Annotated in this window: 23 protein-coding genes; 18 read left to right on the top strand and 5 right to left on the bottom strand. The window is 58.7% G+C overall.

The annotated features are described in order from the left end of the window. Positions 1 to 100 precede the first annotated feature (100 nt). The gene (locus VEG30_04215; protein HXZ79110.1) at positions 101 to 973 is read right to left on the bottom strand and encodes an XdhC/CoxI family protein; all 873 of its coding nucleotides are present in this window, start codon (positions 971 to 973) and stop codon (positions 101 to 103) included. A 109-nt stretch (positions 974 to 1,082) separates the two neighbouring features. Here VEG30_04215 and cofG point away from each other — a divergent pair, with 109 nt between their 5' ends. From cofG to malQ, 9 genes are all read left to right on the top strand, one after another. Further along, positions 1,083 to 2,369 carry a 7,8-didemethyl-8-hydroxy-5-deazariboflavin synthase CofG gene (gene cofG / locus VEG30_04220; protein ID HXZ79111.1) on the top strand — a complete coding sequence of 429 codons (1,287 nt, stop codon included), beginning with the start codon at positions 1,083 to 1,085 and terminating at the stop codon, positions 2,367 to 2,369. Continuing rightward, complete coding sequence (gene cofD, locus VEG30_04225; protein ID HXZ79112.1) at positions 2,366 to 3,322, top strand: 2-phospho-L-lactate transferase; 957 nt, start codon at positions 2,366 to 2,368, stop codon at positions 3,320 to 3,322. The genes cofG and cofD overlap by 4 nt, the downstream gene beginning before the upstream one ends. 4 nt (positions 3,323 to 3,326) lie before the next feature. Continuing rightward, a complete protein-coding gene (gene cofC / locus VEG30_04230) occupies positions 3,327 to 3,998 on the top strand; it encodes a 2-phospho-L-lactate guanylyltransferase (protein HXZ79113.1) in 672 nt (223 codons plus the stop codon). Then, positions 3,991 to 4,743: a coenzyme F420-0:L-glutamate ligase gene (gene cofE, locus VEG30_04235; GenBank protein ID HXZ79114.1), complete on the top strand. Its 753-nt coding sequence runs from the start codon at positions 3,991 to 3,993 to the stop codon at positions 4,741 to 4,743. The genes cofC and cofE overlap by 8 nt, the downstream gene beginning before the upstream one ends. Before the next feature lie 6 nt (positions 4,744 to 4,749). After that, positions 4,750 to 5,976 carry a 5-amino-6-(D-ribitylamino)uracil--L-tyrosine 4-hydroxyphenyl transferase CofH gene (gene cofH, locus VEG30_04240; protein HXZ79115.1) on the top strand — a complete coding sequence of 409 codons (1,227 nt, stop codon included), beginning with the start codon at positions 4,750 to 4,752 and terminating at the stop codon, positions 5,974 to 5,976. Further along, entirely contained in the window at positions 5,973 to 6,635 is a 663-nt protein-coding gene (gene npdG / locus VEG30_04245) for an NADPH-dependent F420 reductase (GenBank protein ID HXZ79116.1), read from the top strand. The genes cofH and npdG overlap by 4 nt, the downstream gene beginning before the upstream one ends. Before the next feature lie 202 nt (positions 6,636 to 6,837). Next, positions 6,838 to 7,764, top strand: coding sequence for a diguanylate cyclase (locus VEG30_04250; protein HXZ79117.1), 927 nt, complete (start codon positions 6,838 to 6,840; stop codon positions 7,762 to 7,764). Between the two features lie 145 nt (positions 7,765 to 7,909). Further along, on the top strand, positions 7,910 to 9,895 hold the full coding sequence (locus VEG30_04255; protein ID HXZ79118.1) for a peptidyl-prolyl cis-trans isomerase: 1,986 nt from the start codon (positions 7,910 to 7,912) through the stop codon (positions 9,893 to 9,895). A 92-nt stretch (positions 9,896 to 9,987) separates the two neighbouring features. Next, positions 9,988 to 11,538 carry a 4-alpha-glucanotransferase gene (malQ, locus tag VEG30_04260; protein ID HXZ79119.1) on the top strand — a complete coding sequence of 517 codons (1,551 nt, stop codon included), beginning with the start codon at positions 9,988 to 9,990 and terminating at the stop codon, positions 11,536 to 11,538. Between the two features lie 3 nt (positions 11,539 to 11,541). On the opposite strand, the gene VEG30_04265 is transcribed toward malQ, so the two are convergent. Beyond that, entirely contained in the window at positions 11,542 to 12,036 is a 495-nt protein-coding gene (locus tag VEG30_04265) for a hemerythrin domain-containing protein (GenBank protein ID HXZ79120.1), read from the bottom strand. A 142-nt stretch (positions 12,037 to 12,178) separates the two neighbouring features. On the opposite strand from VEG30_04265, the gene VEG30_04270 reads away from it, so the two are divergent. From VEG30_04270 to VEG30_04295, 6 genes are all read left to right on the top strand, one after another. Then, on the top strand, positions 12,179 to 12,364 hold the full coding sequence (locus VEG30_04270) for a hypothetical protein (protein ID HXZ79121.1): 186 nt from the start codon (positions 12,179 to 12,181) through the stop codon (positions 12,362 to 12,364). After that, positions 12,365 to 13,288, top strand: a complete 924-nt coding sequence (locus tag VEG30_04275; protein ID HXZ79122.1) for a 3-hydroxyacyl-CoA dehydrogenase NAD-binding domain-containing protein — start codon at positions 12,365 to 12,367, stop codon at positions 13,286 to 13,288. Positions 13,289 to 13,392: 104 nt separating this feature from the next. Beyond that, positions 13,393 to 14,640: an ABC transporter permease gene (locus VEG30_04280; protein ID HXZ79123.1), complete on the top strand. Its 1,248-nt coding sequence runs from the start codon at positions 13,393 to 13,395 to the stop codon at positions 14,638 to 14,640. Positions 14,641 to 14,667: 27 nt separating this feature from the next. Then, positions 14,668 to 15,909: an ABC transporter permease gene (locus VEG30_04285; protein HXZ79124.1), complete on the top strand. Its 1,242-nt coding sequence runs from the start codon at positions 14,668 to 14,670 to the stop codon at positions 15,907 to 15,909. 177 nt (positions 15,910 to 16,086) lie between these two features. Beyond that, positions 16,087 to 16,371, top strand: a complete 285-nt coding sequence (locus tag VEG30_04290) for a hypothetical protein (GenBank protein HXZ79125.1) — start codon at positions 16,087 to 16,089, stop codon at positions 16,369 to 16,371. A 15-nt stretch (positions 16,372 to 16,386) separates the two neighbouring features. Next, the gene (locus VEG30_04295; GenBank protein HXZ79126.1) at positions 16,387 to 17,571 is read left to right on the top strand and encodes an SAM-dependent methyltransferase; all 1,185 of its coding nucleotides are present in this window, start codon (positions 16,387 to 16,389) and stop codon (positions 17,569 to 17,571) included. Positions 17,572 to 17,710: 139 nt separating this feature from the next. Here VEG30_04295 and VEG30_04300 read toward each other — a convergent pair whose 3' ends face one another. After that, positions 17,711 to 19,870, bottom strand: coding sequence for a M1 family aminopeptidase (locus VEG30_04300; GenBank protein HXZ79127.1), 2,160 nt, complete (start codon positions 19,868 to 19,870; stop codon positions 17,711 to 17,713). 63 nt (positions 19,871 to 19,933) lie between these two features. Further along, positions 19,934 to 21,271 (bottom strand): lipid-A-disaccharide synthase, encoded by a 1,338-nt coding sequence (gene lpxB, locus VEG30_04305; protein ID HXZ79128.1) that lies wholly within the window; start codon positions 21,269 to 21,271, stop codon positions 19,934 to 19,936. 168 nt (positions 21,272 to 21,439) lie between these two features. Between lpxB and VEG30_04310 the strand changes: the two genes are divergently transcribed. Then, a complete protein-coding gene (locus tag VEG30_04310; GenBank protein HXZ79129.1) occupies positions 21,440 to 22,165 on the top strand; it encodes an SDR family oxidoreductase in 726 nt (241 codons plus the stop codon). An 89-nt stretch (positions 22,166 to 22,254) separates the two neighbouring features. Here VEG30_04310 and VEG30_04315 read toward each other — a convergent pair whose 3' ends face one another. Beyond that, positions 22,255 to 24,204 carry an ABC transporter ATP-binding protein gene (locus VEG30_04315; protein ID HXZ79130.1) on the bottom strand — a complete coding sequence of 650 codons (1,950 nt, stop codon included), beginning with the start codon at positions 24,202 to 24,204 and terminating at the stop codon, positions 22,255 to 22,257. Between the two features lie 114 nt (positions 24,205 to 24,318). Here VEG30_04315 and hemW point away from each other — a divergent pair, with 114 nt between their 5' ends. Both hemW and VEG30_04325 read left to right on the top strand, forming a co-directional pair. Then, positions 24,319 to 25,533, top strand: a complete 1,215-nt coding sequence (gene hemW, locus VEG30_04320; GenBank protein ID HXZ79131.1) for a radical SAM family heme chaperone HemW — start codon at positions 24,319 to 24,321, stop codon at positions 25,531 to 25,533. Positions 25,534 to 25,736: 203 nt separating this feature from the next. After that, positions 25,737 to 26,843, top strand: a complete 1,107-nt coding sequence (locus VEG30_04325) for a threonine aldolase family protein (protein ID HXZ79132.1) — start codon at positions 25,737 to 25,739, stop codon at positions 26,841 to 26,843. Positions 26,844 to 26,879 lie beyond the last annotated feature (36 nt).

The raw sequence follows: 26,879 nt of genomic DNA on the forward strand, positions 1-26,879 counted from the left end.
TGTCCCTCAGCGGCTGAAGCCGGAATCCTCGCTGCCGCATAAATGCAGGGCTGAAGCCCTGCTCCACCCTTCGGAAAGTCAGGCGGGGGATCGGACGGAGTTATTCCCCGGTGCTGGAACTCGCAGATCCTTTGTGATCCGCCTGCGAGGTCTCTTCCAAAGCGGCGCGAGATCGTGAATAGCGCTTGTGGGCGAGCGTTCCCTCGGCATTGCGTTTAGCCGCAATTATCTCAGCTACGATTGAGATGGCGATTTCTTCCGGAGTTACCGCCCCGATCTCCAGCCCAATGGGGGCCATCACGCGTTGGAACTGTTCTGGGGTGAACCCTTCCTTCTCGAGTTCCTTGTAGATGGAAAGCACTTTGCGCTTGGAGCCAATCATTCCGATGTAGTGAGCCGAGGTGCCGATGGCCCAGCGCAGAACCCGCATATCGTCGCGATGCCCGCGGGTGACGATTACGAGATAGGTCGATTCGTTGGGCGTAATCCGCGCCATGGCCTGTTCGAAATCTTCCGCAATGATTTCGCGCGCGTCGGGAAAACGCTCACGATTGGCGTAAGCCTCGCGATCGTCGACGACGCTGACATCGAATCCGGCGAGCCGTGCCATTTTGTAGACGCTGGCCGCCACATGGCCCGCGCCAAACACATAGACATGAGAGATCGGCATCACCGGCTCGACATACACTTCAAGTGTGCCCCCGCAGACCAGGCCGGTGTCGTAACGGGGATTCTGATTGAGATTGAAGGTAAGCGTGCGCGGCTTTTCTTGCTCCATGACCTCGCGCGCGGCTTGCCACACCTCAGCCTCCACGCAGCCGCCGCCGATGGTGCCCACGATGGAGCCGTCATCGCGCACCAGCATTTTTGCGGTGTTGAACGACGGGATCGATCCGCGCACATTGATAATGGTGGCCAGAGCGCCGCGGCGTCCCTGGCGGCGAAGCTCGACGAGCTGCTCGTAGAGGTCCATCGCAGTCAAGTATGTTGGATGATGATGGGCAAGTCAAAGAAGCGCCCGGATGACAATCACGATTTTGATGTAATCTGGATGCCGACCTTTGTTGGGGTGAGATGGCGGCATGAGCCATTGCTCGCAATCGGTCCGAATACGACGAGAGAATCCGGTCTCTGCCTGGGATAATGGTGGCCCATCCGTTCAGGACCTGCTGGCTGAGGTCGTGGCGGGTGCTCCACCCTCGAAAGCAGCCGCGTTGAGGCTGTTGGAGTGCAGGCCCGACGAGTTGCCTGCTCTTTTGACAACCGCCGTAGCCCTTCGCCGGAAGTTCAAGTCCGAGGTTGTCACCTACTCCCGCAAGGTCTTCCTTCCCCTGACCAATTTGTGCCGCGATTACTGCGGATACTGCATTTTTCGGCGCGATCCCGGCCAGGCTGGCGCTCATACGATGACTCCGGAGGAAGTTCTCCAGGTAGCTCATGAAGGGGAAAAGCTCGGCTGCACGGAAGCGTTGTTCAGTCTCGGCGACAAGCCGGAATTGACGTTTCCTGAGATGCGCGAGACTCTGCGGCATCTCGGTTACAAGTCCACCCTGCATTACTTGGAAGCGATGTGCGAACTGGTGCTCCGCGAGACGCAGCTGATCCCACATGCGAACCCGGGGCTCATGAGCGCAGAATGGCTGGCGCGGCTACGAGCAGTTTCTCCAAGCCTGGGGCTCATGCTGGAGACTACCAGCGGGGCTTTGATGAAGTCCGGCGCCGCACATGATGGCGCTCCCGACAAAGTGCCATCGCGGCGGACGAAAGTTATTGAAGAGGCGGGAGAGCAGGGAATTCCTTTCACTACGGGAATTCTGATCGGTATTGGGGAAACCCTGGAAGACCGAGTCGATTCGCTGTTCCGCTTGCGGGAGATGCATGATCGCTACGGGCACATCCAGGAAGTTATCATTCAGAACTTTCGCGTGAAGCCTGGCATCCCCATGCAACGCCGGCCGGAGCCGAGCCTAACGGATATGCTGCGCACCGTCGCCACAGCGCGATTGATTTTGGGGGATATGAACGTGCAGGCGCCGCCGAATCTCTCCGCGCCGAATTACGAGAACCTTCTCGGCGCGGGCATTAACGATTGGGGCGGAATCTCGCCGCTGACGCCTGATTTCATTAATCCCGAGGCTCCCTGGCCGCACCTAAGAGAACTGGAGCGCCAGACGGCAGATGCTGGGTTCGTTCTTGAGCAGCGGCTACCGGTGTACCCGGAATTTGTCGCGGCTGCGCAACGGGGCGGCGGGCTGGGGGCGGAGCGGTTGCGCAGCGCGGCAGACCCCCACGGCTACGCTGCTCCGCGTTATGTGGAACCGTCCGTCCCCGAGGGGGATTCGCGACCCGCAGCTGGAGTACCGGCATGATTGTCGTCCTCAGCGGTGGAACCGGCGGCGCGAAGTTTGTGGCCGGGCTCAAGCAGGTCGTGCGCGCCGAAGATCTGACAGTCATAGTCAACACCGGCGATGACCTGCGCTGGTGGGGCCTGCATGTCTCGCCCGACGTTGATTCGATCACCTACGCGTTGGCGGGTGTTCTGAGTAAAGAGCGAGGCTGGGGATTCGAAGGAGATTCCTTCCGTTGCCTCGAACGGATGCGCGAGTTGGGCGTGCCTGGGTGGTTTCAGCTGGGAGATTGCGACCTGGCAACTCATCTTCGCCGAACACAGCTGCTTGCGGACGGCAAAACGCTTAGCCAAGCTACGGCTGAATTGGCGTCAACGATGGGCGTGCGATCAATTGTGCTGCCCATGACCGATGATCCGGTGGAGACGCGTGTGTTGACTGACAGTGGCGAACTCAGCTTTCAGGAATATTTCGTGCGTGAGCGCTACCGGGTTCCAGTGCGTGGGGTTCGCTTTGCAGGGGCAGAGGGCGCGAAACCTGCTCCCGGGGTGATCGCGGCGATCCGCGAGGCCGATGCGGTTTTTATTGCGCCGAGTAATCCGATCACCAGCATCGGCCCTATCCTCGCAGTGCCAGGAATTCGCGCGGCCTTGCGAGAGACTCGTGCTCCGGTAGCTGCGATCAGCCCGATTGTCGGAGGAGCAGCGGTCAGCGGTCCGGCGGGCGAGATGATGAGACTTAAGGGTTTTTCCGTTTCGGTTGCAGGGATTGCGGAAATCTACAACGACTTTCTTGCTGTGCTGATTGCTGACCAAATGGATCGCGTTTCAGTGCAGGCTGAGATTTCTGCCGTTCCGGTTCGGTTCACGCAAACCATCATGCGCTCGGACGAAGATAAAGCTGCGCTGGCGCGATTCGCGCTTGAAGTGATCGCTCCGCTTCGCGAGCGTGTTTCTATTCCACGAGCTGGTTAACCGCATGATCCTGGTTCCGGTGAAGAATTTCGCAAATGCCAAGCAGCGGCTGTCCCCGGTGCTGGAGGCTAGGGAACGCACCGCGCTCGCGAAGGCGATGTTCGAGGATGTACTGGCGACTTTAGCGCAATGCCAGAGCAGGCCTGAGGTGTCGGTGGTGACTGGTGATTCGCATGCGCGCAGAGTGGCCGAAGCCCACGGTTTCTCGATCATCGAGGAACGCGAAAATCGCAGCGAGACCGACGCCATCGCCATGGCCAGCGCGGTTTGTGAATCCCAGGGAGTGAAATTCGTGATGGTGGTTCCTGCTGACATCCCCCTGATGACGGCAGCCGAAGTTGATACTGTGCTGGCGCGAGCACCGCAGGAGGGAAGCGTGCTGGTGCCGGCTGCCGACCGCCGTGGCACGAATGCGATCGTGAAGAGTCCCCTAAATCTTTTCCCTCTGCGGTTCGGCAACGACAGCTTTCAACCCCATCTTGCTTCGGCGCAAGCCAGCGGTAAACCAGTAGTGGTGCTGGAGCTCCCAGGCATCGCACTGGATATCGATCGTGCGGACGATCTGGCGCAGCTAATTACCGCTCCCATCAGGACTCGGACCCAGCGGCTGCTTGCAGCCTGGAATCTGTCGGAGCGCCTGCAGCAGGCATGGCAAGCTCGTCCGGCACATGCCTGAAATCCGCGCCATCCCACTCGAGGGCGTCGGTGAAGTGCGTCCCGGTGTGGATATATCTGAACTGGTGCTACAGGCAACGCGAAAGAAGCGTCAAAAGCTCCAGCCGGGCGACATTCTGATCATCACCCATAAAGTCGTCTCCAAGGCGGAAGGCCAGATCATCCCGCTGAGCAGCGTGAAGCCCAGTCCCGCGACACAGCGCTGGGCCAAGAAGTTCAAGCTGGATGCGCGCGTGGTGCAGTTGGGTTTAAATGAGAGTCGGCGAATCGTTCGACGCCGCAATGGCATTACGATCGCCGAAACCCGCCACGGCTTTGTCTGCGCGAATGCCGGTGTGGATGCTTCTAACGTCGATGGCGGACAAAGCGCGGTCCTGCTTCCGCGAGATCCCGATGGTTCGGCACGCCAGATTCATCGGCGAATAAAAAGCCGCGTCGGTTTTTCGGTCCCGGTCATCCTAACCGACAGCTTCGGGCGGCCATGGCGGGAGGGTCTGACCGAAGTTGCCATCGGTGTGGCGGGAATGAAGCCGCTTCGCGATTACCGCGGGCAGCGTGACGCGCACGGTTATCGCTTACGTGTTACGGTGGATGCCATCGCCGACGAACTCGCCTGTATGGCGGGTCTGGCTTGTGGAAAGCTGTCGCGTGCCCCAGCGTGTATCATTCGCGGATATCCTTACCAGCGGGGACGGGGAAGTGGGCGCGATCTGATCCGTCCTGCTAAGCGGGATCTGTTTCGCTGAGGAGATATGGAAAGCCTGGATTTCGGCCGATTCGCCAGCTTCATTGATCACAGCTGGGATGAAATTGCATACCGCGTTTCTCCGTCCGTTCGGGAAGCATTGGAGCGGGTCCTTGCTACCGAAGATGGCGGCTGCCTCAGCAACGAAGAATGTCTACGCCTGGCAATGGCGGAAGGCGAGGATCTGCTCGGGTTAATCGCAGCCGCGGATCAGCTTCGGCGGCAAGTTGTGGGCGACATCGTTACCTACGTCGTGAATCGCAACATCAATTTCACCAATATCTGTTTCGTCGGGTGCAAGTTTTGCGCGTTCAGCCGTGGGCCGCTCGATCCCGATGCCAATTTCGATTCCCTCGACCGGGTTGCGGAAAAAGCGCGCGAGGCATGGCAGCTAGGGGCTACTGAAGTCTGCATACAGGGCGGCTTGCCCCGCGATCTTCCTCCTTCTTTCTACCGCGACATCCTGCGCGCGGTGAAGAGGGCGGTGCCGGAAATGCACATCCATGCCTTTTCTCCCATGGAAGTTGCTTATGGGGTAGAACTCACGGGGATGTCGATCGCCGACTATCTCACCATGCTGAAGGAGAATGGACTGGGCACGCTGCCCGGAACCGCAGCCGAGATTCTCGACGATGAGGTGCGGGCGGTGATCTCGCGCTATAAGCTCAATACCGCTCTCTGGGACGAGATTATCCGTTCCGCGCACCGCTGCGGCATTCGCACCACCTCGACACTGATGTACGGGCACGTGGAGAAGCCACAGCACTGGGTGAATCAGTTGCTGCTCTTCCGGCGCATTCAGGCTGACACCGGGGGCTTCACGGAATTTGTTCCGCTAGGCTTTGTGCATCAGAACACGCGGCTTTATCACGAAGGCCATGCCCGTCCCGGGCCCACATTGGAAGAACACCTCAAGATCCATGCGCTGGCGCGGATTATGCTCGCGGGAGCAATTTCCAATATTCAGGTGTCGTGGGTGAAGCTGAGCCGTCCGGTGGCGCAGTTATGCATGAAGGCGGGGGCCAATGACTATGGCGGCACGCTGATGGAAGAAAACATTTCGCGGCTGGCGGGCGCGACCTCGGGCCAGTACTTAAGTCCGGATCAATTGGACGAGCGCATCTGCGAGCTGGGCCGCATCCCGGCGCAGCGCAGCACGACCTACAGCTCCATCCGCCTGCGCGTGTTCCCGGAAATGCTCAGCGAGGCCGAACCGATGGAGGCCTGGCAGTGAAGATCGCCGTGGTCGGCGGTACGGGCGCGGAGGGTTCGGGGCTGGCGCGGCGCTGGTTTCTGGCAGGTCTGGACGTCATTATCGGCTCGCGTGATGAGAAGCGAGGCCAAGCTGCAGCCGAAAAGATTGCTGCCACGGTGCCAGGGAAGGGCACGATCAGCGGCGCCGAGAACCAGGAAGCCGTGCAGCAGGCCGACGTCGTGGTTTTGACCGTGCCCTTTGAAAGCCAGGTGGGGATGCTCAAGCAGATCAAGGCGTCGCTGAAGCCGGGTACGGTCTTGATCGATAACACCGTGCCGCTGGCGGCGGCGGTCGGCGGCCGCCTCACACGAACTTTGCTGGTGTGGCAGGGATCGGCTGCGCAGCAAACCGCCGAGCTAGTGCCGGAGGGTGTAGCGGTGGCGGCAGCATTCCAGAATGTTTCACACGAGCTACTCGCTCACGAGGGGCCAATCGATTGTGATGTGATCGTGTGCAGCGACGATGACCGCGCGCGATCGGTGGCCTTTGAACTGGTTCACGCAATTCCGGGATTGCGAGCAGTTGACGGGGGAAAACTGGAGAATGCGCGTATCGTCGAGCAGATCACGGCGCTGCTGATCACCATCAATGTGCGGCGGAAAGGGCACGGAGCGGGGATACGCATCACTGGGATATAGAAACGGGAAATCCGCGGACAAAAGTGTTCGCGCCAGAAATGCCGCGGCGGTTTGGTGTTCGCAGGCCTGCTTAACCGAGAAACTCCAGCCTGCTGCTGGTTCGCCTGCAGGGTCTAACTTTCCGCTGAAAGACCCCATAAAAAGGCTCCGTAAAGTGAGCCCCATTTTCTGCCGATCATTAAATGTGATGTGAGGAGTGAAGATGACCGAGCCGGTTAGAAGCATCGCTACCCCCACGGACCCCCGCTTCTACAAGGAACTGCTCGACCACATGAGTGATGGGGTTTACTTCGTGGACCGGGACCGGCAAATCCTCTATTGGAACGAAGGGGCGTTCAGGCTGACGGGCTACAAATCCGAGGAAATAGTGGGGAAGTACTGTCAGAATGATACGTTGTGTGACGTGGATTCGCAGGGACGGGAGTTGTGCAAAGAAGGTTGCCCTCTGGCGGCCACGGTAATCGATGGGATACCACGCGAGGCGCAGATTTTTCTCCGCCATAAGCGAGGGCGGCGGCTGCCGGTGCGCATACGGGTGCAACCGATTTACGGTCCCGAGGGGACCATCGTCGGGGCAGTGGAAGTCTTCAGCGACTGGACGGCAGAGTACAGGGCGCAGCGAAAGGGTGAGGAATTGGAGCGGCTGGCGTTTCTCGACCAGCTAACGCAGCTGCCCAATCGACGTTATCTGGAGATGTCGCTGCAGACAGCATCTTGCGAATACGAGGTACACAAAGATCCGTTTGGATTGATCGTCGTCGACATCGACGAGTTGAAGAAGATCAACGACACATACGGTCACCCCGCCGGCGACCGCGCTCTCCGTGAAGTTGCAAAGACCTTGGCAGGAGCATTACGACCAACGGATATCGTGGGCCGCTGGGGCGGCGACGAGTTTTTGGCGATCGTGTGGCATGCCGACAGTGCAATATTAAGCAGCATCTGCGAGAGATGTCGTGTGCTCATCACACGAACCTCTTTTGCGCTGAATGATGAAAAGCGCGGATCCGTCTCCGTCTCGATTGGCGGGACGCTGGCGAGTCCCGATGATACGCCCGAGACCCTTATAAAACGGGCTGATGAGCACATGTATACGTGTAAAGCCAGTGGCCAGACCGCGCTTCGGTAAGCTGAAGGTATTTGGGAACAGCAGTCCTAACGATTCTGAGCTGCATAGGCTTAGAGGAAGCGAAAGACCGCGGATAAGAGTGTCCGCATGCCACCGTAGTTTATAATCCAGCTATTCGCCTCATAAATTCTGGAGTTTCAAGCACATGATCAGGTTTCTTCAGACGCCCGGCAAAGCCAAGAAGATCGTTCTGGGAGGCTTGCTGGTGATTATTTGTGGCGCCATGGTGATCACTCTCGTTCCGGGAGGAATTCTAGGCGACGCGTTCGGATTCAGCGCGGTCCCCAAGGGCGTATTGGCCAAAGTCGGCGACCGCGAGATCGGCATGCAGGAAGTAGAACAGCAGGCCCGGCAAGTTGCCCGGCGCAATTTTCAGGGAAATGTCCCTGCCGGATTGATGCCATTTTTGCGGCAGAGGGCGGCCGAGAGCCTGATCCAGCAGAAGGCGCTGCTCAGCCTGGCCGACCGCATGGGGCTGAGAGCTACTGATGCCGACCTGCAGGATGAGCTGCAGCATGGCAGCTTCGCTCCGTATTTCTTCCCCAATGGCAACTTTATCGGAGCTGATGCCTATGAGAGCTTCGTGAACCAGCGCATCAACATGAGCGTGCCCCAGTTCGAGCAGGCGATGAAGGACGATCTGACGCTGCACAAACTGATGGCCGCAGTGCAGGGTCCCATCGTGGTTTCGCCGCAAGAGGTGGAAGCCGAAGCCCGACAGCAGAACACCAAGGTCAAGATCCTTTATGCCGTAATTTCACCCGACGAACTGATGAAGCAGATCAAGGCGACGGAGACGGAGCTGAAGGCTTTCTACGAGCAGAACAAGGCTCGCTACGTGAACTCAATTCCTGAAAAGCGGCAAGTGCGTTACGTGGTCATCGATCCCAGTAAGCTGGAGAGCCAGGTGCAGGTGACGCCGCAGGATCTGCAACGCTACTATCACGACCACGAAGGCGAGTTCCGCGTCCCCGAGCAGATTCTTCTGCGCCAGATCGTGGTGCGAGTGCCACTAGCGGGTCCGGACGGCAAGGTTGATCCCAAGGCGGTGCAGGAAGCCAGAGCCAAGGCCGAGGACATTGCCAAGAAGCTGCAGGGAGGAGCCAATTTCGCCGATCTGGCCAAGAAGTACTCCGATGACGGTGAATCGGCCAAGGAGGGTGGCCTGGTCGGTTGGGTAGCCCGTGGCCGACTGCCGGAGATCGAGAATCAGGCGTTTTCGCTGGCCAAGGGACAGAGCAGCGGAGTGGTGCAGAGCAGCATCGGGTTTCATATCCTGCATGTCGATGACAAGCAGCAGGCGCATCTGAAGACGCCCGAGGAAGTGAAGTCGCAAATCGAACCCATCATTCGGCGGGATAAAGCGCAGCGGCTCGCGGAAAATGTGGCGAATGCGATCGAATCGCAGGGGCACAGCGGCGACCTGGAAAAGGCAGCCAAGGCGAAGGGGCAGGAAGTGCTGACCAGCGCATTCGTCACGCGCAACGACACACTGCCGGGAATCGGGACCGCCCCGGAGGTGATGTCGGCGATTTTTAGCTCGCCGGCGAAAGCTCCGCCGGAAGTTGCGCATACTCCGCAAAGCAATGTGATCTACCAGGTTACCGAGATCAAGCCCCCTGCCACGCCTTCGTTCGAGGACATCAAGACGCGCGTGGAACAGGACTTCAAAAGCGAGCGAGCTAATGCAATGCTAGGGCAAAGGACCCAGGAAGTCGCGGATCGCGCCAAGGCTGATCACGACCTGAAGAAGGCCGCACAGCAACTTGGCGCCGAACTTAGGACCAGCGAATTGGTCACCGAGAGCAGCCAGGTTCCAGAGATTGGAGTCATGAGCGGGCCCGCGTCGGTGGTGTTCACGATGAAACCTGGAGAAATCAGCGGTCCGCTGAATACCGGACGAAATGGAGTAGTGCTCAGCGTGTTGGAGAAGCAGGAGGCTTCGGGGGAAGAATTGGCCAAGGCCTCGGCCCAGGTGCGCGAGTCCTTGCTGCAGCGAAAGCGGGAAGAGGCCATGGGGCTGTTTGTCTCTGACTTGCGGCAGCGAATGGAGAAGGAAGGCAAGATTAAGATCAACAAGCAGGAGTGGGAGCGGATCACGCAGGGGGCGCGCTCGGAACCGGGCAGCTAGTGATCGGCGCGAGTCGGGAATTAATCTTCAGCCACGCGATGCAACCTGATTAAAGTGGTTTTACTCCAAGCCCTTCGCGATCTGACACGAGCATGCAACAGCGCGCCTCCGGAATTCTTTTGCATATCACGTCGCTGCCATCGCGTGGCGGCATCGGTGACCTGGGTCCTGCCGCATATTCCTTTCTCGATTTTCTGACCGCCGCGGGACAGTCGATCTGGCAGGTGCTGCCTCTGGGTCCCACGGGTCTCGGGAACTCTCCCTACTCCACGGTTTCTGCATTTGCGGGAAATCCGCTACTAATCAGCCTGGATGACCTGGCGGAGCGCGGGTGGATCGAAAAACGGCGTCTGGAGTCGCTCCCGCCGGAGACGGGTCCAGTAGATTTCGATCAGGTGGTTGCTGCCAAAATACCGCTGTTGCGCGAAGCCGCTTTGAATTTTGCGCGATTGGCTCCTGAGTCGATGCGTGCGGGTTATGGCGCATTTTGTACGAAGAATAGCTGGTGGCTTGACGACTACGCCCTGTTCGCTGTTTTGCGGCCGCATTACCACCTGGAAGCGTGGAACCAGTGGCCAAAAGGGCTTGCGCAACGGCGGCCCGATGCTGTGGCTGGGGCGCGCAAGCAATTTGCGCAGCAGATCGAGATGGAGCGCGTGATCCAGTTTGCTTTTTTCGAGCAATGGAAGGCGCTGCACAAGGAGTGTGCCCGCCGCGGCGTGCGCATCATGGGTGATGTGGCGATCTTCCTGAACTTCGACAGTGCCGACGTGTGGACGCATCCGGACATCTTCTACCTGAACGAAGAGCTTGAGCCCGAGGTGGTGTCTGGCGTTCCCCCGGATGCTTTCAGCGAAACCGGACAGCGTTGGGGTAATCCTCTCTATCGCTGGGATGTTCTGAAGCAGCGCGGATATGACTGGTGGGTGAATCGTCTGCGCTGGACGCTCGGAAACTGCGATCTGGCGCGGATCGATCACTTTCGCGGGTTCGAAGCCTGTTGGGAAATTCCTGCCGATGAGCCCACTGCAGTGAACGGACGCTGGGTGAAAGGGCCGGGAGGAGACCTGTTCAACACGCTTCGCCGCGAACTCGGCGACGTGCCGCTGATTGCCGAGGATCTGGGACTTATTACGCCGGAAGTGGAAGCCCTCCGCGAACAACAGCAGCTTCCGGGGATGAAGGTATTGCAGTTCGGTTTTGGTGATACTGGTGCTCGCATTTATTTGCCACACCGTTTTGTGGAAGACACGGTGGTTTACACCGGCACCCATGACAATGACACCACAGTGGGCTGGTGGGATCACGCCAGTGAGGCCGAGCGGCATGCCGCGGGAACCTATTTTGGTCCGGAAATGGATGGCATCCACTGGGCAATGATTCGTGCTGCACTGACTTCTGTGGCGCGTATGGCGCTGGTCCCGCTGCAAGATGTGCTTGGGCTGGGAAGTGATTGCCGCATGAACATGCCCAGCGTTCCGGAGGGCAACTGGACCTGGCGCTATGCGCCTGATGCGCTGACGGCGGAGCTGGCCGCCAAGCTGGCAGCTATCACTGAGGTTTCTGATCGGTTGGCCGAGCGAGCTGAGAAGGAGCCCGAAAGTCCAGAAAAGCAGGAAAAGCGGGAAGAGCCTGTCGCCTGAATTTTATTCGGCAGCAGCGGGACGATTGGGAATATCACAGGTGGCTCCAGGCATTCCGCTGGTTTGGAAGTATTCGTTGATTCGAGTGCCAAGCAGCTGCAAATCTTCTTCGCTTAGCTTCTGCTGGAGCGCTTCGAAGAGTTGCCGCTCCTCTTTGCGGATGTGCTCGCTAAGCGCCACCACGAATCTCTGCAGGTCCGGCGAGTCCATCGTGCGTGCCTTTGCGCGCTCGAATGCGCGGCGAAGCGAAGCATGGTCACGCAGCAATTCCTCGACCAGATCTGACAGATCAGGGAACAACTGTGCTTTTGGAAACAGGTATTTCTCTTCTACCTCAAAGTGGTAGCGGATCTCGTCCTGAAAATGGCGCTCGACTTCGGATTGCCAGTGCTCCAGGTCGTGGGATTCATTGTTGAGAGCGCGGTCGATGCGAACGCACAAAGCGAGCGCGTGTTGGTGCTGGTGCGAGAGTGGAACCAGATTTTTGTTGCGAAGCATCGACTCATTATCGCTCCGCTTTACTAATCCTGCCCAACCTAAGACAATGATGAGTTTGCTTCAGCCTTCTCATTCTTACTTATCTCGCAAGGCCGGCTCTGACCTGATGTCGGAGTAGGGCAGGCACAACTAAGGAGATTTCATGGTGGTTACCGGCGAATTGATCCGCCTGATGAATTATGTTGACGAGATTTCTGCTACCCTGCGCCGCATCAATGCTCAGATTCCAACCATGACCGACGAAGAGAAGCGCCGCCTGGCCGAATACATCCGCAAAGCCCAGCCCGGCGTACAGGACATTCTGCAACGTCTGGACTCGAGCAAGTAGATGGAGGTTCGCACCATCGCGGTGATTGGCGCGGGCATCATGGGCCGGGGCATCGCTCATGTGGCGGCGCTTGGCGGGTATCGCACCATATTGGAGGATATTCTGCCGGCGGCATTGCGCCGCGCCTCCGACGAGATCCGTTCCAACCTGGATCAGGGCGTCGAATTGGGCAAGCTATCGCCCGATGAAGCCGAGGGCGCTTACCGTCGGATCGAGTTCGCCAGCGGAGTTGAGGACGCCGCCCGCAACGCTGACCTCGTCATCGAGGCGGTGCCCGAGGAAATGGAATCCAAAATCGAGATTTTCACCCAACTCGACAAGTTCAGCCGCCCTCAGACCATTCTGGCCTCCAATACTTCTTCCCTCAGCGTCACGGAGATTGCCTCGGTTACGTATCGCGCTCCCCGGTGCGTGGGCATGCACTTCTTTAACCCGGTGCACAAGATGAAGCTGCTGGAAGTCGTGCGCGCACTGGAGACCGACGACGACACTATCCAGACCGCGGCGGAAGTCGGCCGGCGCATGCGGAAAGAAGTGGTGGTGATCAAGGAGTCTCCGGGCTTTATCACCAGCCGGATTAACGCGCTGATCGGCAACGAAGCGTTTTACATGCTGCAGGAGGGCATTGCTTCAGCCGAAGACATCGACAAGGCCGTGAAGCTGGGATTGAACCATCCCATGGGGCCCTTTGAGCTGGTAGATCTGGTAGGGCTGGATACGCGGCTGCACATCCTGGAATACCTACACAAAACGCTCGGCGAGAAATACCGCCCCGCCCCACTGCTGACGCAATACGTGAAAGCAGGGCGTCTGGGACGAAAGGCGGGAAGAGGCGTATATGAGTATCCGGCTGCCGGCAATTCGTCTCAGGCCGTCCCGTCCCAAGCCGCTGTGATTACCTCAGATTCCCCAAAATCACGATAACCAAAGCATACTGCCGCAGTCTAACCACCACGCGCGAGGGAGGGCTGGAGTACGCCTGAGAGAGCGCCTCCTCCCCGGGTGACAGCTGACCGCAGGGCGTCCGTATGCACAGGATTTTCGACATCGTGCGGCAATCGCTCAGCACCCTGTGGGCGCACAAGCTTCGCTCTTTCCTGACCATGTTCGGCATTGCGTGGGGAGTGGGGTCGCTGCTGCTGCTGGTTGGACTGGGCGAGGGCTTCCGGTCCGGAAATCGCAAGCAGCTCGACAGTCTCGGGCCGGACATCATGTTTCTCTTTGGCGGACGCCTGCCCGCGGTGGAAGGCAGCCTCAACTCCATGCGGCCGTACAAGCTCACGTATGCCGACTACGTAGCTGTGAAAAACGAGGCCACCCTGGTACGCCACGTCTCCCCGGTTGTAAACCGCGAGGACATTCGTGCCGTCAGCGAGTACAACAGCACCAACGGCCAGGTCTTTGGAGTAGCCGCCTCCTACAACCTGATCCGCACCCTGCCCATCATGACCGGCCGCTGGATCAGTGAAGGCGACGAATTGAACAGCCGGCGCGTGGCAGTGTTGGGAAAAGAAATGATGACAAACCTCTACTCCGGCCGTGCCGCCGTGGGCACGCACATCCTGCTCAATGGCGTTCCCTTTGACGTGATCGGGGTGCTGCCGAAAATTGGTAAGGAAAACTTCAACGGCACGAACATCCGGATTTTTGTTCCCATCAGCACCATGCGCGAACTCTTTCCGCTCAAAGAAGCCAACTCCGAGGAGAAAATTTCCTTTCTCAACTACCAGCCGCTGACCCGCGACGAACACGACGCAGCGAAACAGCAAGTGCACAGCATTATTGCGCGGCTTCATGGGTTCGATCCCAACGCCCAGGACGTTTTCGACGAATGGGACACGGTTGAAAGTGAGCGGCGAGTCGGACTGATCTTCGACGCCATGGATATATTCCTCGGCGCGGTTGGCCTGGTTACGCTGGCGCTGGGGGCCATCGGCATCATCAACATCATGCTGGTATCGGTGAGCGAGCGCACGCGTGAGATCGGGCTGCGCAAGGCGCTGGGCGCGACGAATCGCAACATCCTGGCGCAATTCTTCCTGGAAGGCGCTTTTCTAACCCTGCTCAGCGGGGCAATCGGTGTAGCCGTGATCAGCGGTTTCATGAGCCTGCTGAAGCGTGTGCCGATTCCCGAGGGATTCGATCCTCCTCGCATCGTGCCGCAATCGGCGGTGGTTGCGATTGTCTGTCTTTCGTTGGCGGGAATCATTTCCGGCCTGTATCCGGCACGCAAGGCGGCAATGCTCGAGCCGGTCGAGGCGCTGCGCCAGGAATGACGAATAACGAGTAACTCAGGAGCGAATATGATCCGCGACGTCTTCGGCCAGGCCGTCAGCGCTCTCAAACACAATCGCCGCCGCGCGGCGCTTACCATGCTGGGCATGGCCTGGGGCATCGCCACCGTGGTGCTTTTGCTGGCGTACGGCACCGGGTTTGAGCGCGCCATCATGACCATGTTCAGCTCCTTTGGTTCGCGCATGATTGGCGTGTTTCCCGGCCGGACATCGCACCAGGCTGGTGGGGTCAAGGCAGGAACGCAGGTGCGCTTTACGCTTCAGGATCTGGAGTACATCAACAACGAAGTTCCTCTGCTTAAGCGCACTTCTCCCATGGTGGATAAGCAAGTTGGCGCTCGCCACGACGACCGTGCCTTTACCTTCCGCGCAGTTGGCGTCTATCCAGGCTGGCAGGACATTCGCCGCATTGAGGTCGAGGAAGGCCGCCTCATGAACGACGAAGACGAGTCCACCAAGGCGCGGGTAGTCGTGATCGGCGATGAGGCCAAGCGCAAATTATTTTCCGGGCAAAACGCTGTGGGCGATGCCATCCATCTGGACGGAATCAGCTTCCGCGTGATTGGCGTGATGAAGCACAAAGTTCAGGATGGCGACGACAACGACAATCGCATGCTCATCATCCCCTTCACCACCATGGGCGATTTGAAAGATATCCGTTACCTGCAAGGCCTGTTTATAGAGTACGAAGGCAACGAGCACTTGAAGATCGCCAAGGCGGTTCGAACTACGCTCGGCAATCACCACAGTTTTCAGCCCGACGACAAACAGGCAGTGTATGTCTGGAACCTGATGGAGGACATTGCCGAATTCCGCATCATCACCACCGGCATCAAGATTCTCCTGACCTTCATCGGCTTCCTCACGCTTGGCATTGGTGGAATAGGCCTGATGAACATCATGCTGGTGGCGGTCACGCAACGCACCCGTGAGATCGGTGTCGAAAAGGCACTGGGAGCGTGCAAACGCCATATCCTCGCGCAGTTTCTTTCCGAAGCGTTGGCTATCACCGCCATCGGGGGAGTGGCCGGAGTGGTGATCGCGTATCTCGTCTCCTGGACAGTCGGCTCACTCACCCTGTTCAGTGCTTTGGCGCAGAATGCCCAGGAAGGAGACATTCGCCTGCGCATCGATCCGGCAATTCTCGTTACGGCGACGGTGATTCTGGCCGTGGTTGGAATCGTCAGCGGCATGCTGCCCGCGATTAAGGCTGCGGGTCTGGACCCGGTGGAAGCGCTGCGCTACGAATAGCGGCGAGGCTCCTAAGACTCGCGAACACAATCCCATCCAACCCCCACTCCGGTTCCAAAACGCAGGAAAAACCCCGCCAAGCTGCGCTTGAACGGGGCACCCTCAGGAGTGTCGGGTTTGGCCCAACGTGTTTTGGCCCGTTTGTTGCCCACCTGTGTGCCGCAATAGAATCGAGCAATGGAGACGCAGTCAGGAAACTCTCGTCTGGAGCGAGTACGGGAAATGCTGGCCAAATTCGAGCATCCGCTGCTCGACTTCGATGCCCGCCCGAACGGCGATGCTGTGCAAGTCATCATTCAGATAAAGAATGTGACTGTGCCTGTTCACACTTACTACTTCGATCTGCATCCGCGCGATCTCGATCACCCTCAGTTCGCCTGGACATTTGAGCGCCAGCTTTACGATTGCCTGCATGATTATCTGATCGAAATGTTTACGCGGGCTCCGCACACGAAGAGCTAGCGGTTAGAATTGCGCGTGACCCTGCGCGAATACATCGAACAAGAAATTCGCGAACGCGGCCCCATCCCGTTTTCACGCTACATGAAGCTTTGCCTGTATGGGCCAGATTCTGCGGCGGAGGGCCAGCCTCAGGGCTACTACGCGCAGGCACGCGAGCAGTTTGGGAAGTCCGGTGACTTCTACACTTCGAGCGACGTACATGCTGTCTTCGGACGTCTGCTGGCCCGCCAGTTCGATGAGATGTGGCGGATTCTCGGTTCGCCGCGCCCCCTCACTCTGATCGAACTGGGACCGGGACGAGGACTGTTCGCGCAGGACATCCTCGACTGGGCACAGCAGACATTTCCGGAATTTATCTCGGTTTTGCGTTATGTGCTGGTCGAGACGTCGTTGGCACTGCGCGTGCGATTAGAGGAGCGCCTGCGAGAGCACATCGTCGAGCGACGCGTCGCAGTCTATCGCTCCCTTAGCGAACTGGAACGCGAAGACCTCAGCAACTTCATCGTATTTGCCAACGAGTTCTTCGACGCATTGCCGGTGGAAGTCCTGGACAATCGCGGCGAACTGCGCGTGGGGGTAGAAGACGGCAGGTTTGTCGAGCAGTTCACGCGTCCCTCAGCAGAAGTTTTGGATTTCGTGGAGCGCTATGCTGTCCATCCCGAGGAAAACGAGCGGGTGGAGGCCCCTCTGGCCGCCCAGGACTCCATTCAGGAAATCGTCCGGACGCTGAAGAGAAGCGGGAGGTCTCAGCCGCGCGGATTCCTGGTTTTCATCGATTACGGGTATACCCGCGAGGAAATGCTTGCGGGAAGGCATCGCGGTACGGTGACCAGTTTCCGCCGCCACTCCATCGTGAACACACCCTACGATGCTCCCGGCGAGCAGGACATCACTGCGCACGTGAATTTCACCGCGCTGGCAGATGTAGCACGCGGGAGTGGACTCGATGCACTGGCGCTGGTCACGCAATCGCAATTTCTGATGGGCATAGGCGAGCAGACGCAGTTCGCTGACGTGTTTGAGTGTTGCCGATCACCGCAGGAGCAGACCAAAGTGGCTTTACAGCTCAAGCACCTGATTACGCCGGAGGGTATGGGAGAAAGCTTTCAGGTTCTGGTGCTGTCTACTGGAATAGAAAAGGAAAAGGCCGCTCGATTGAGCGGCCTGGCATTTGTTCGTCCTGGAGATCTGCAGATTTGAGTCATCGCGGGCTGAGATCAGTCGCGAAGCAGCGCTTGTCATCCCGAGCTTGGTCGGGATGGCAGGTTGGATGGTCGAGATGACAGGTTGCAACAACCGCAGGCGAACGCGTGATTACCAAGGTGCTCTTCAGTTCCCCTCACCCGTTTTTCTCCTTCTCTCCGGAGAAGGGCTGTTGCAGGTATTTGCGGGCTTCTTCCAAGGCTCCCTGGGTATCGTCGTTGGTCTGAATTGCCTGCCGGTACTCGTTGGTAGCGCGCTCGCGCTGCCCCGTGATATCGAAAATGTTGCCCAGGCGGATGTGGCTCCAGACTTCGGTCCAGCGCGGCTCCCCATCCCCATTGAGAGCGTCGCGATAGGCGTTGGCTGCCGCCTGATAATTGTGCTGCAGGAAGAAAACCTCGGCCACGCGATAGTGCGCCAGGGAACTGTTCTTGTTTAACTCCAGCGCCTTCTGGAATTGATCCAAAGCGCCGGCAAGATCGTTTTGCTGCACCAACCCCTGTCCGCGCAAAATCGCCGCCCGAATCTTCACGTCGGAAGCATTCTTCAGGACGCGGTTTTCAGGATCGACCACGATGCGCCGCGGCCGCCCGAAGGTTTCGATGGTGAAAGCAGAGTTCGTCCCGACGACGTCGATCTTGGATTCTTCGCTCTTCCCGTCGGTATCTACGCGGACGTCCACTGGCATGCGGAACAGGTCCAGATCCTGCGAGATTTCTCCCACGATGCGGAAGCCTTTGCACTTGGCAGGGTCGTTACAAGACTTTCCCAGCCGATACACGGTGTACTTGGTTTTGAACTCAGGCGCGCCCGTGGAATCCAGCCACTGCGAGAAAAACCAGGTCAGCTTCTGACCGGAATTCTGTTCAGCCACAGCGCGGAAATCATCCAGGCTGGTGGGTTTGCTACGAAACTGAGCGGCGAAGGCGCGCATGGTCTTATCAAATGCCTGGTCGCCGATGACCCAGTTCAGCATGTTCAAGATAATTGCGCCCTTGTCGGTCACCAAGGACTGGAATTCCGGGGAGAATGGATCCATGCGCCCGATATTTGAGAGCGGGACGGTGTCGTAGGCGAGGGCGCCGACCTCCATGTCCTTAGTGACCTCTTCGTAGGCCGCCGGACCGGCGACATTTCCTACATAGCGTGCTTCGGCATAACGGGCGAAGCCATCACTGATCCACCAGTCGCTCTTGCTTGCCGGGCTTATGCTCACTCCCCACCACTGATGGGCGATGGTGTTTGCCAACAGGCGGTAGTTGATTTTCCCGGCAATCGAGCGGCCGCCAAGCGCCGCGATTTCCGGCGCCCAGGCTGCGGCCAGAGTGTCGTCGGGCAGTTGCACCAGCGTGAGCTTGTTGCTCAGCGGTGGACCCCATAGAGTGGTGAAGAAGGTAAATTCTTTGACCGCAGTTTCGACGTAATTCCCGATGTATTGCTGTTTGTCAGGCTTGTAGTAAGCCTTCAGATCGATTCCCGCTTCGTTGCTGGTGCTCTGCTGAAAAACGCCGGCGATGATGGTCCCTGGAAAGCTGGGCTGGTCCCACACGAAGGTATAAGTCTTCAGATTTTTGTCAGTGGTTCTGGGCACAGAGGTAGTCGGTTTGGTGGGCTTCGGGGCGGGCCGCGTAGCTGCACGCGGCGGTGTTACAGCACCAGGGGTTCGTTTCAGCGGCGGAGGTTCGTTGCTGCTTTCGGCTCGCTGCGGAGGTTCGGCTGCCGAGGCCATGGCCACGCCTACACCCGTGCTTTCGCGGCCAGAGCCGATCACGATCCAGTTAGCGGGAACCGTGATATTCATAGTCGCCGTGAAGCGGTTGGTTCCGTACCCTACCATCGGGAACCAACGTCCCGCATACAGCAGGTAGGCTTCATCCTCGCCGATGGAAGCCAGCTTTAGTCCCTGTACTGGGCTGTCGTCAGCCGATTGCAGGGTGCCGTCATAGTCGATCGTCAAAGTCATGCTAGCGCCTTTGGAAAGGCCATTCGGCAGTACTACGCGGACACTGGAATCCTGGGTTACGCGCTCGGCGGAGAGCGCGCGCCCACTGTCATCGACGACCTTGGTTGGACGCAACCCGTTGTGCAGTTCGAATGACACCAGGCTGACGTCTTCCAGGGCTGTGAATTTGATTCGCGCTTTGCCGATCAGCCGGTGCCAGCGGGGAACAATTTCAGCTTCGATCTGGTAATCGTCCACATGAATGCGGGTCTTTTCGGCCGCCAGTGCGGGAAGGGCCAGGAGGAGACAGAATATCGCCGCAGCCTGCCGCAGCGGACGTCGTACAGATCGCATCACCGATCTCCAGAGAGGCAATACTTGTTTGGATGTCAGATTGACATCAATGGATGCGTACCTTCAATAGCTTACACTCTTTTGCCTGGGCTCTGGTCTATCTCGACGTTCACTGCCGATGGTCCCCAGAACTGCGGCGGCTGCACGCTCGGCGGCGGTTCCCGCAGTGCCGGGTTCGCACGCCAGTATGCGCCTCACTTGCGCCAGCCCGGCCAACATCTTGTCTCGAATGGGGCCTTCGGCAATGATTTCGCGGAGCTTGGCGGCAACGTTTTCCGCAGTGAAGTCTGCCTGCACCAACTCGGGGACAATCTGTTGGGCGGCGATCAGGTTCGGCATGGCGTAATGTTTCACCCTGACCAAAGGCTTGCCCAGAATCCAGGTGAGCGCGGCCACCCGGTACACCATGACGAAAGGTGTTCCAATCAGGGCTGCCTCCAGGGTGGCAGTACCGCTTGCCACCACTGCAGCGCGACTATGGACTAGCGTAGCGCGAGCATCGGGGGTCAGGACTACATTTAAGCCATAGCGTGAAACCTCTGCTTCCAGCCATTGGGACGACAGGCTGGAGGCTACTGGCAGCAGGAACTGATATGAGCCTGCGGCTGCGGCAGAATCCAGGACTTCCAGCAGATCGCGTTTTCCGATTTCCCGACTGATAGCTGCTTCGGCCGCAACGGCCGTCTCGAGGGTTGCGAGCGAGTCGCCCGGAAGAGGGCGAACTCGCGGCGACGCTGCTCCGAGGTGCGGCAGCGTGAGACGCTTAGCGGCACCCAACATCGCCCGCAGATTCAGCTCGACTTCCTTCTTGCGGCTGCCAGGCAGCAGAGCAATCCACGTCTTTGACGGGTCAAGTCCGTGAGCTTTTGCAAAGTCTGCCCGTGAGATCTCGGGAGTGGACATCTCCGCCAGAGGATGCCCGACATACTCCACTTCAACTTCCTGGCTGCGATAAAACGCCTCTTCGAACGGGAAGATGACCAACATCTTGCGTACGTGCTTTCGGACTTGCTTCACCCGGCCGGACCGCCATGCCCAGAGCTGCGGACTCACGTAGTAGATCACCGGAATTCCGCGCTGGTGGAGCTGTTTCGCAAGTCGGAGGTTGAAGTCGGGAAAGTCGATGAGGATGGCCGCGTCCGGCTGCCGCGCATCCACAACTCGCAGCAGCTTTTGGAACTCGCCGTAGATTCTCGGCAGATGACGGACCACCTCGGCCAGTCCCACCACCGCGATCTCATGCGCGTCGACTACGGTGTCGCATCCGGCGGCGCGCATCTTGTCTCCGCCCACGCCGAAGAATTCCGCCCCAGGCATGCGGCGGCGGAGCGCCTCAATGAGTTGCGCGCCGTAGAACTCGCCGGACGCTTCGCCGGAGGAGATCAGGAATTTGAGGGGCACGGAGACATTGTAGCCGCGAAAGACGAGGGTCTCTCGGAACTGGTTTTGACAACCAGGATGAGCTGGATGGCCCCGGCTTATCAACAGAGTTAAGATCGGCAGCGACATTTTTCGGGTATTGGGTAGTTAAGTCTGCAGGTTTCGCTAAGCAACTGAACGGGAAGGCTCATGTCAGTCTCATTCGATTTTGCTGGCCAAACAGCCATCGTCACAGGTGGTTCCCGCGGCATTGGCAGGGCCATCGCAGCACAGTTCGCGCGATCTGGCGCTCAGGTCTGGATTTGGGATGTGGATCCGATCAAGCTCAGCGGTGCGCAATCACTGAAGGTCGATGTCACTAAGGCCGACCAGATCACAAAAGCCCTCGAGAATGTCGTCAGTCAGTCACCGCGTATCAACATCCTTGTCAACAATGCCGGGTATCTCGGCAGCTACCTCCCTTTCGAGCAATTTGACAGAGAGGAATGGGAACGCATCCTTCGTGTAAACCTGATTGGTGTGTTCGAGGTCACCCGCCAAGTTCTCCCCATGATGCGTCGTGCTGGACGTGGAAGGATAGTCAACATGGGGTCACTCGCAGGCAAGGAAGGTTTACCAAACCTCGCAGCATACTCGGCTGCAAGCGCAGGCGTAATCGCGTTTACAAAAGCCCTCTCTCGCGAGGTCTGTGATGCCGACATTCGGGTAAACTGCGTTGCACCCGGTCCTATCGATACCGAGCTAATTCGAAGATTAGGAGCCGAGGTGGTGAATGGAATGATCGCAGCGAGCCCGCTGAAGCGTCTGGGAAACGTGGATGAGGTCGCAGGAATGGTGTTATGGCTTTGCTCCGCTGCGAGCACCTTCAACACTGGGGCTGTGTTCGACATGTCAGGCGGCCGAGCGCGATACTAATGGCCGAGCCATGAGTGCCGAAAAAATGTGCCGGCTGCGCGGCTGAGGGAAGCTTGTGTGTCCGGAGAAGCGACTTTCTTACCAACCTGTTAGTCGTCACCCGCGGCTGGGACCTGGGAGGAAGCCGAGATCGAAGAGGGGGCAGGGACTTCCTGATCTTTGTATTGCAACTGGTACAGCTTGTAGTAAATCCCTCGTTGCGCCAGCAGTTGCTGGTGCGTCCCCATTTCGCGCACCCGGCCTTTATGCATAACTACGATCTTGTCCGCGCGTTGAATGGTGGACAGCCGGTGCGCGATCACCAGCGAGGTTCTGCCCTCGACGAGCTTGGTGAGTGCCTGGCGCACTCGCAATTCTGTTTCCGTGTCCACGCTGGAGGTGGCTTCGTCGAGAATCAGGATTTTCGGGTCATGTGCCAAGGCGCGCGCGAATGAGATAAGTTGCTTCTGCCCGGTCGAGAGCGTGCTGCCGCGTTCATGAACAGCCTCTTTGAATTGGTTCGGCAGGCTGCGGATGAAATCGGCGATATTCACGTCTTCGGCAGCCTGCTCTACCGCCTCGTCGCTGATCCAATCGGATCCCAGCCGTATGTTGTGATCCACGGTTCCAGTGAACAGAAATGGATCCTGCATCACTACGCCGAAGCGGCGTCGCAGGTGGTTGAGATTCATGGCGCGAATGTCCACGCCATCAAGCATGATGGCCCCTTTTCGAACATCGTAAAAGCGCATGAGCAGTGACATCAGCGTAGTCTTGCCCGCCCCAGTGTGACCGACGATGGCCACGGTCTCGCCAGGATCGACGGTGAAGGAAACATCGCGCAACACCCAATCCGGCTCAGCGGGACCTCCGCCATCTCGACCAGGGCTAGCCTTTCCAGGGTGAGCGGTTTTCTCTTCACCATCGACGGGAACAGTCCGATAGGCAAACCAGACGTGGTCGAATTCGATGCGCCCCGGCCCTTCGGCTCTCACCGGTTGCTGTGGTGAAGTGATTTCCGCCGGGGTATCCAGCAGCTTGAAAATGCGCTCGCTGGCGGCCATCGCCGACTGCAGGATGTTGTACTTCTCGCTCAAATCCTGGATAGGGCGGAAAAAGCGCTGGGCATATTGCATGAACGCGACCAGCACGCCCAGGGTGGTTATGCTGGCCAACACGTGGTGGCCACCGAACCAGATTACGCAAGCGATCGCCGCTGCCGACAGAATTTCCACTACTGGGTAGTAGAGTGCGTAGGCCAGGATGGCGTCTTTGAAGGCGCGCATGTGCGTGGCATTGATTTCCTTGAAACGCTCGTAAGCGCGCTTCTCGCGGTTGAAGAGCTGCAGCACCACCATGCCGCTGACGTGTTCCTGCAGGTAGGCGTTGATACGGGCGATCGCCACCCGGATCCGCCGGTAGGAATCGCGAACCCGTTTGCGGAAGACCATGGTGGCGACGAAGATCAGTGGCAGGACCGCGAAGGTGATCAGCGCCAGCCGCCAATCCATGCGCAGCATGATGGCCACGATTCCAGCCAGGACGAAGACATCTTCAAAGATCGAGACCACGCCTGCGGTGAACATCTCGTTCAGCGCATCCACGTCGGTGGTCACGCGCGTAACCAGCCGGCCGACAGGATTCTTGTCGAAGAATCCCACGTGCATGTGCTGCAGGTGGCGGAAGATCTGACTGCGCAGGTCGAACATCACCTTCTGCCCAGTCCATTGCATGAAGTAGGTCTGCAGGAATTCCAGAAAGAAACTGAAGCCGAGCAGGGCCACGTATAGCGAGGCGATTTGCGCGATACCGGTAAGCGGCTGCGGGCTCAACCAGCGATCGAGCAGGCCAAGGGATCGGGCCTGCGGCGAACGGACCAGGTATTTATCGATGGCCACCTTCGTGAGGTAGGGGCCGAGGACATCAGCAACAGATTTCAAGACGATGGCGCCCAGGGCGATCACTACCTGCCACTTGTAGGGTGACAGGTAGCCCAGCAGGCGCTTCATCAGCCGGCTGTCATATGCCTTACCTAGTACCTCTTCCTCTTGGGCGGCCATGGTTTGCTTCAGATTATCAGACGATTTGTACCGGCGGCGGGATTGAAAATCTCTATTTGTCGCGGCTTTTGACGCTGCCTGGGAATGGGCGCGGATGGTACATAATGAATCCAAATGCCTCTGGGGATTTACATCTCGGTTCCGTTCTGCCGCAGCAAGTGCAGCTACTGCAATTTTTCATCGGGGGTGTTTTCGAAAGCTCTATTCGGCCGCTATGTGGACCGGCTGTGCGCCGATATCGAGGGCGCGGTTGAAATTGCAGCCGGGATGGGTGGCGTGCTGGAGGCGGAAGTTGATTCGATTTATCTGGGTGGCGGAACACCCACGCTGCTCGGGGGCGAGCAACTGGAGCGAATCTTCCAGAGCCTGCGAAACAGTTTCCGGGTCTGGGCGGGGGCGGAGGTCACTGTGGAGTGCGCCCCGGGAACGCTCAAGTCCGCCACGCTGGAGACGCTGGTTGATTGCGGAGTAAACCGCGTCAGTCTCGGGGTGCAATCGTTTGTGGATGAAGAGGCGGCCAGCGTCGCCCGCCTGCACAACCGGCAGACGGTTCTGGGCGACATCAAGCAGCTGCGTGCGGCGGGGATCGACAACATCAATATTGATTTGATCGCCGGCCTTCCTCACCAGACGGAATCGACTTGGGAGGAGTCGCTTCAGCAGGCGATCGACAGCGGCGTGCCTCACGTCAGCGTTTATATGCTGGAAGTGGACGAGGATTCGCGCCTGGGGCGGGAATTGATCGCAGGCGGCACCCGCTACCATGCCCACTTTGTTCCTGACGAAGACCTGACTGCCGATCTCTATCTGCACGCTGGCGAACGCCTCGAGGCTGCCGGAATCTCGCAATACGAGATATCCAACTTGGCGCGGCCCGGCTACGCCTCCCGGCATAATTTAAAGTACTGGACGCGCCAGCCGTATATTGGGTTCGGTGTGGATGCGCATTCCATGTTGCCGGCTCCCATCGGATCTGAACTGGAATCCGTCCGCTTTTCAACGCCGGACTCGCTGGAGCAGTATTCGTGGGGCGCGGCACTCTCCCGCACACCCGTGAGTTGGTCGTCCGCATTGGAAGAAGCATTCTTTCTGGGACTGCGTTTGACGGCGGGGATTGACCTGGCCGAACTAGCAGAGCGCTACGGCACCGGCGCCACTTCGGTGTTTCGCGAGGAGATTGCCGAGCTTTGCAGCGAGAATTTGCTGGAGCTGATCGATGGACGGCTACGGCTCACGCCCCGAGGCAGACTGCTGTCCAATGAGGTGTTCGCTAGGTTCCTGAGGACAGAGGCAGACTCGCCATCGGGGAGATCATTTACACTTTTGTGACGGGCTTGCCGCATGAAGCGAGGGCTTGCGCTATCGTGACCCATCGCGGGCTGCGGCTGCTCGTGATGGCAAGATCAGGGGGAGCATCCGGCCCTTTCCCGATCGCACCCGCCGCCAAAAGACGGCGGAAGGGTGGGGCACCTGCTCTATAGTTTTTCATTGATGAGTGGGCGAAGGCCGATTTCTATCGGGGAGCACGAAATATGTACGGCACTTCTACGTCTCAGGAAGTTGACGAGAAAAATACGGCGCAACGCCGCGTGACCACGGTTGATCTGCGCAGCGACACGGTCACGCAGCCGACGCCGGAAATGCGCCGTGCCATGGCTGAAGCAGAGGTCGGCGACGATGTTTATGGCGAAGATCCCACGGTCAACCGCCTGGAGCAACGCGCGGCAGAGATTTTTCAGCGCGAGGCAGCCATCTTTGTGCCCAGCGGGACGATGGGTAACGCAATCGCCATCAAGGTTCACACCCGGCATGGGCAGGAGATCATCTGCGAATCGCGCGGCCACATCTTCAACTATGAAATGGCCACGCTGGCGAGCTTCAGCGGCTGCCTGGTCCGGCCGATTGTTGCCGAGGACGGAATTCTGCGCTGGGACGAAATCCGTAAAGCCATCGCTCCCCAAATCTACTACCGAGCGCAGACCGGCTTAATCTCGCTCGAAAACACGCACAACATGGGGGGAGGCACGGTGTATCCGCCGGCTGTGGCCGAAGAGATTTGCGATCGCGCTCATGAGGCCGGTCTGCCTGTTCACCTGGATGGCGCGCGCATTTTCAACGCCGGCGCGTTCCTGAACCGCCCGGTGGCCGAGCTCACACGGAAATTTGATTCGGTGATGTTCTGCCTGTCGAAAGCCCTTGCTGCTCCGGTGGGCTCGATGCTGGTGGGCAGCCGCGCGTTCATCGATCAGGCACGCAGATACCGGAAGGCGCTGGGCGGAGGCATGCGGCAGGCGGGAATTCTGGCCGCAGCCGGGCTGATCGCGTTGGAGAAGATGCCGGCTCGACTGGGCGAGGACCATGCCAATGCTCGCCTGCTCGCCGAGAGGCTGGCCCGAATTCCCGGGGTCAAGATCGATCCGGCGAAGGTTCAGACGAACATTCTGGTGGTCGATATCAAAGGTACGGGGATGAACTCGTCAGAGTTCTGCCGCAAATTGGCCGAGCACAATGTTTTGGCAGGTGGCGTAAATCCCGAAACCGTGCGCTTTGTGACGCATATGGATGTCGACCGGTCGGCCTGCGAGCGTGCAGCGGAAGTCGTGAGCCAGGTGTGCGGGAAGGGTGACACACAAGCGTGAGGAGGGATATTCGAAGGCTTGGGAGTTCGAATCGAT

This window comes from Terriglobales bacterium (genome assembly GCA_035624455.1).
In the GTDB taxonomy this organism is placed as follows: domain Bacteria; phylum Acidobacteriota; class Terriglobia; order Terriglobales; family Acidobacteriaceae; genus DASPRM01.

What these genes read in the sequence shown, in the direction of transcription:
- VEG30_04215 (HXZ79110.1), bottom strand. Translation starts at nt 973, where the DNA reads ATGGACCTCTACGAGCAGCTCGTCGAGCTTCGCCGCCAGGGACGCCGC.
- cofG (HXZ79111.1), top strand. Translation starts at nt 1,083, where the DNA reads ATGAGCCATTGCTCGCAATCGGTCCGAATACGACGAGAGAATCCGGTC.
- cofD (HXZ79112.1), top strand. Translation starts at nt 2,366, where the DNA reads ATGATTGTCGTCCTCAGCGGTGGAACCGGCGGCGCGAAGTTTGTGGCC.
- cofC (HXZ79113.1), top strand. Translation starts at nt 3,327, where the DNA reads ATGATCCTGGTTCCGGTGAAGAATTTCGCAAATGCCAAGCAGCGGCTG.
- cofE (HXZ79114.1), top strand. Translation starts at nt 3,991, where the DNA reads ATGCCTGAAATCCGCGCCATCCCACTCGAGGGCGTCGGTGAAGTGCGT.
- cofH (HXZ79115.1), top strand. Translation starts at nt 4,750, where the DNA reads ATGGAAAGCCTGGATTTCGGCCGATTCGCCAGCTTCATTGATCACAGC.
- VEG30_04250 (HXZ79117.1), top strand. Translation starts at nt 6,838, where the DNA reads ATGACCGAGCCGGTTAGAAGCATCGCTACCCCCACGGACCCCCGCTTC.
- VEG30_04255 (HXZ79118.1), top strand. Translation starts at nt 7,910, where the DNA reads ATGATCAGGTTTCTTCAGACGCCCGGCAAAGCCAAGAAGATCGTTCTG.
- malQ (HXZ79119.1), top strand. Translation starts at nt 9,988, where the DNA reads ATGCAACAGCGCGCCTCCGGAATTCTTTTGCATATCACGTCGCTGCCA.
- VEG30_04265 (HXZ79120.1), bottom strand. Translation starts at nt 12,036, where the DNA reads ATGCTTCGCAACAAAAATCTGGTTCCACTCTCGCACCAGCACCAACAC.
- VEG30_04270 (HXZ79121.1), top strand. Translation starts at nt 12,179, where the DNA reads ATGGTGGTTACCGGCGAATTGATCCGCCTGATGAATTATGTTGACGAG.
- VEG30_04275 (HXZ79122.1), top strand. Translation starts at nt 12,365, where the DNA reads ATGGAGGTTCGCACCATCGCGGTGATTGGCGCGGGCATCATGGGCCGG.
- VEG30_04280 (HXZ79123.1), top strand. Translation starts at nt 13,393, where the DNA reads ATGCACAGGATTTTCGACATCGTGCGGCAATCGCTCAGCACCCTGTGG.
- VEG30_04285 (HXZ79124.1), top strand. Translation starts at nt 14,668, where the DNA reads ATGATCCGCGACGTCTTCGGCCAGGCCGTCAGCGCTCTCAAACACAAT.
- VEG30_04290 (HXZ79125.1), top strand. Translation starts at nt 16,087, where the DNA reads ATGGAGACGCAGTCAGGAAACTCTCGTCTGGAGCGAGTACGGGAAATG.
- VEG30_04300 (HXZ79127.1), bottom strand. Translation starts at nt 19,870, where the DNA reads ATGCGATCTGTACGACGTCCGCTGCGGCAGGCTGCGGCGATATTCTGT.
- VEG30_04310 (HXZ79129.1), top strand. Translation starts at nt 21,440, where the DNA reads ATGTCAGTCTCATTCGATTTTGCTGGCCAAACAGCCATCGTCACAGGT.
- VEG30_04315 (HXZ79130.1), bottom strand. Translation starts at nt 24,204, where the DNA reads ATGGCCGCCCAAGAGGAAGAGGTACTAGGTAAGGCATATGACAGCCGG.
- hemW (HXZ79131.1), top strand. Translation starts at nt 24,319, where the DNA reads ATGCCTCTGGGGATTTACATCTCGGTTCCGTTCTGCCGCAGCAAGTGC.
- VEG30_04325 (HXZ79132.1), top strand. Translation starts at nt 25,737, where the DNA reads ATGTACGGCACTTCTACGTCTCAGGAAGTTGACGAGAAAAATACGGCG.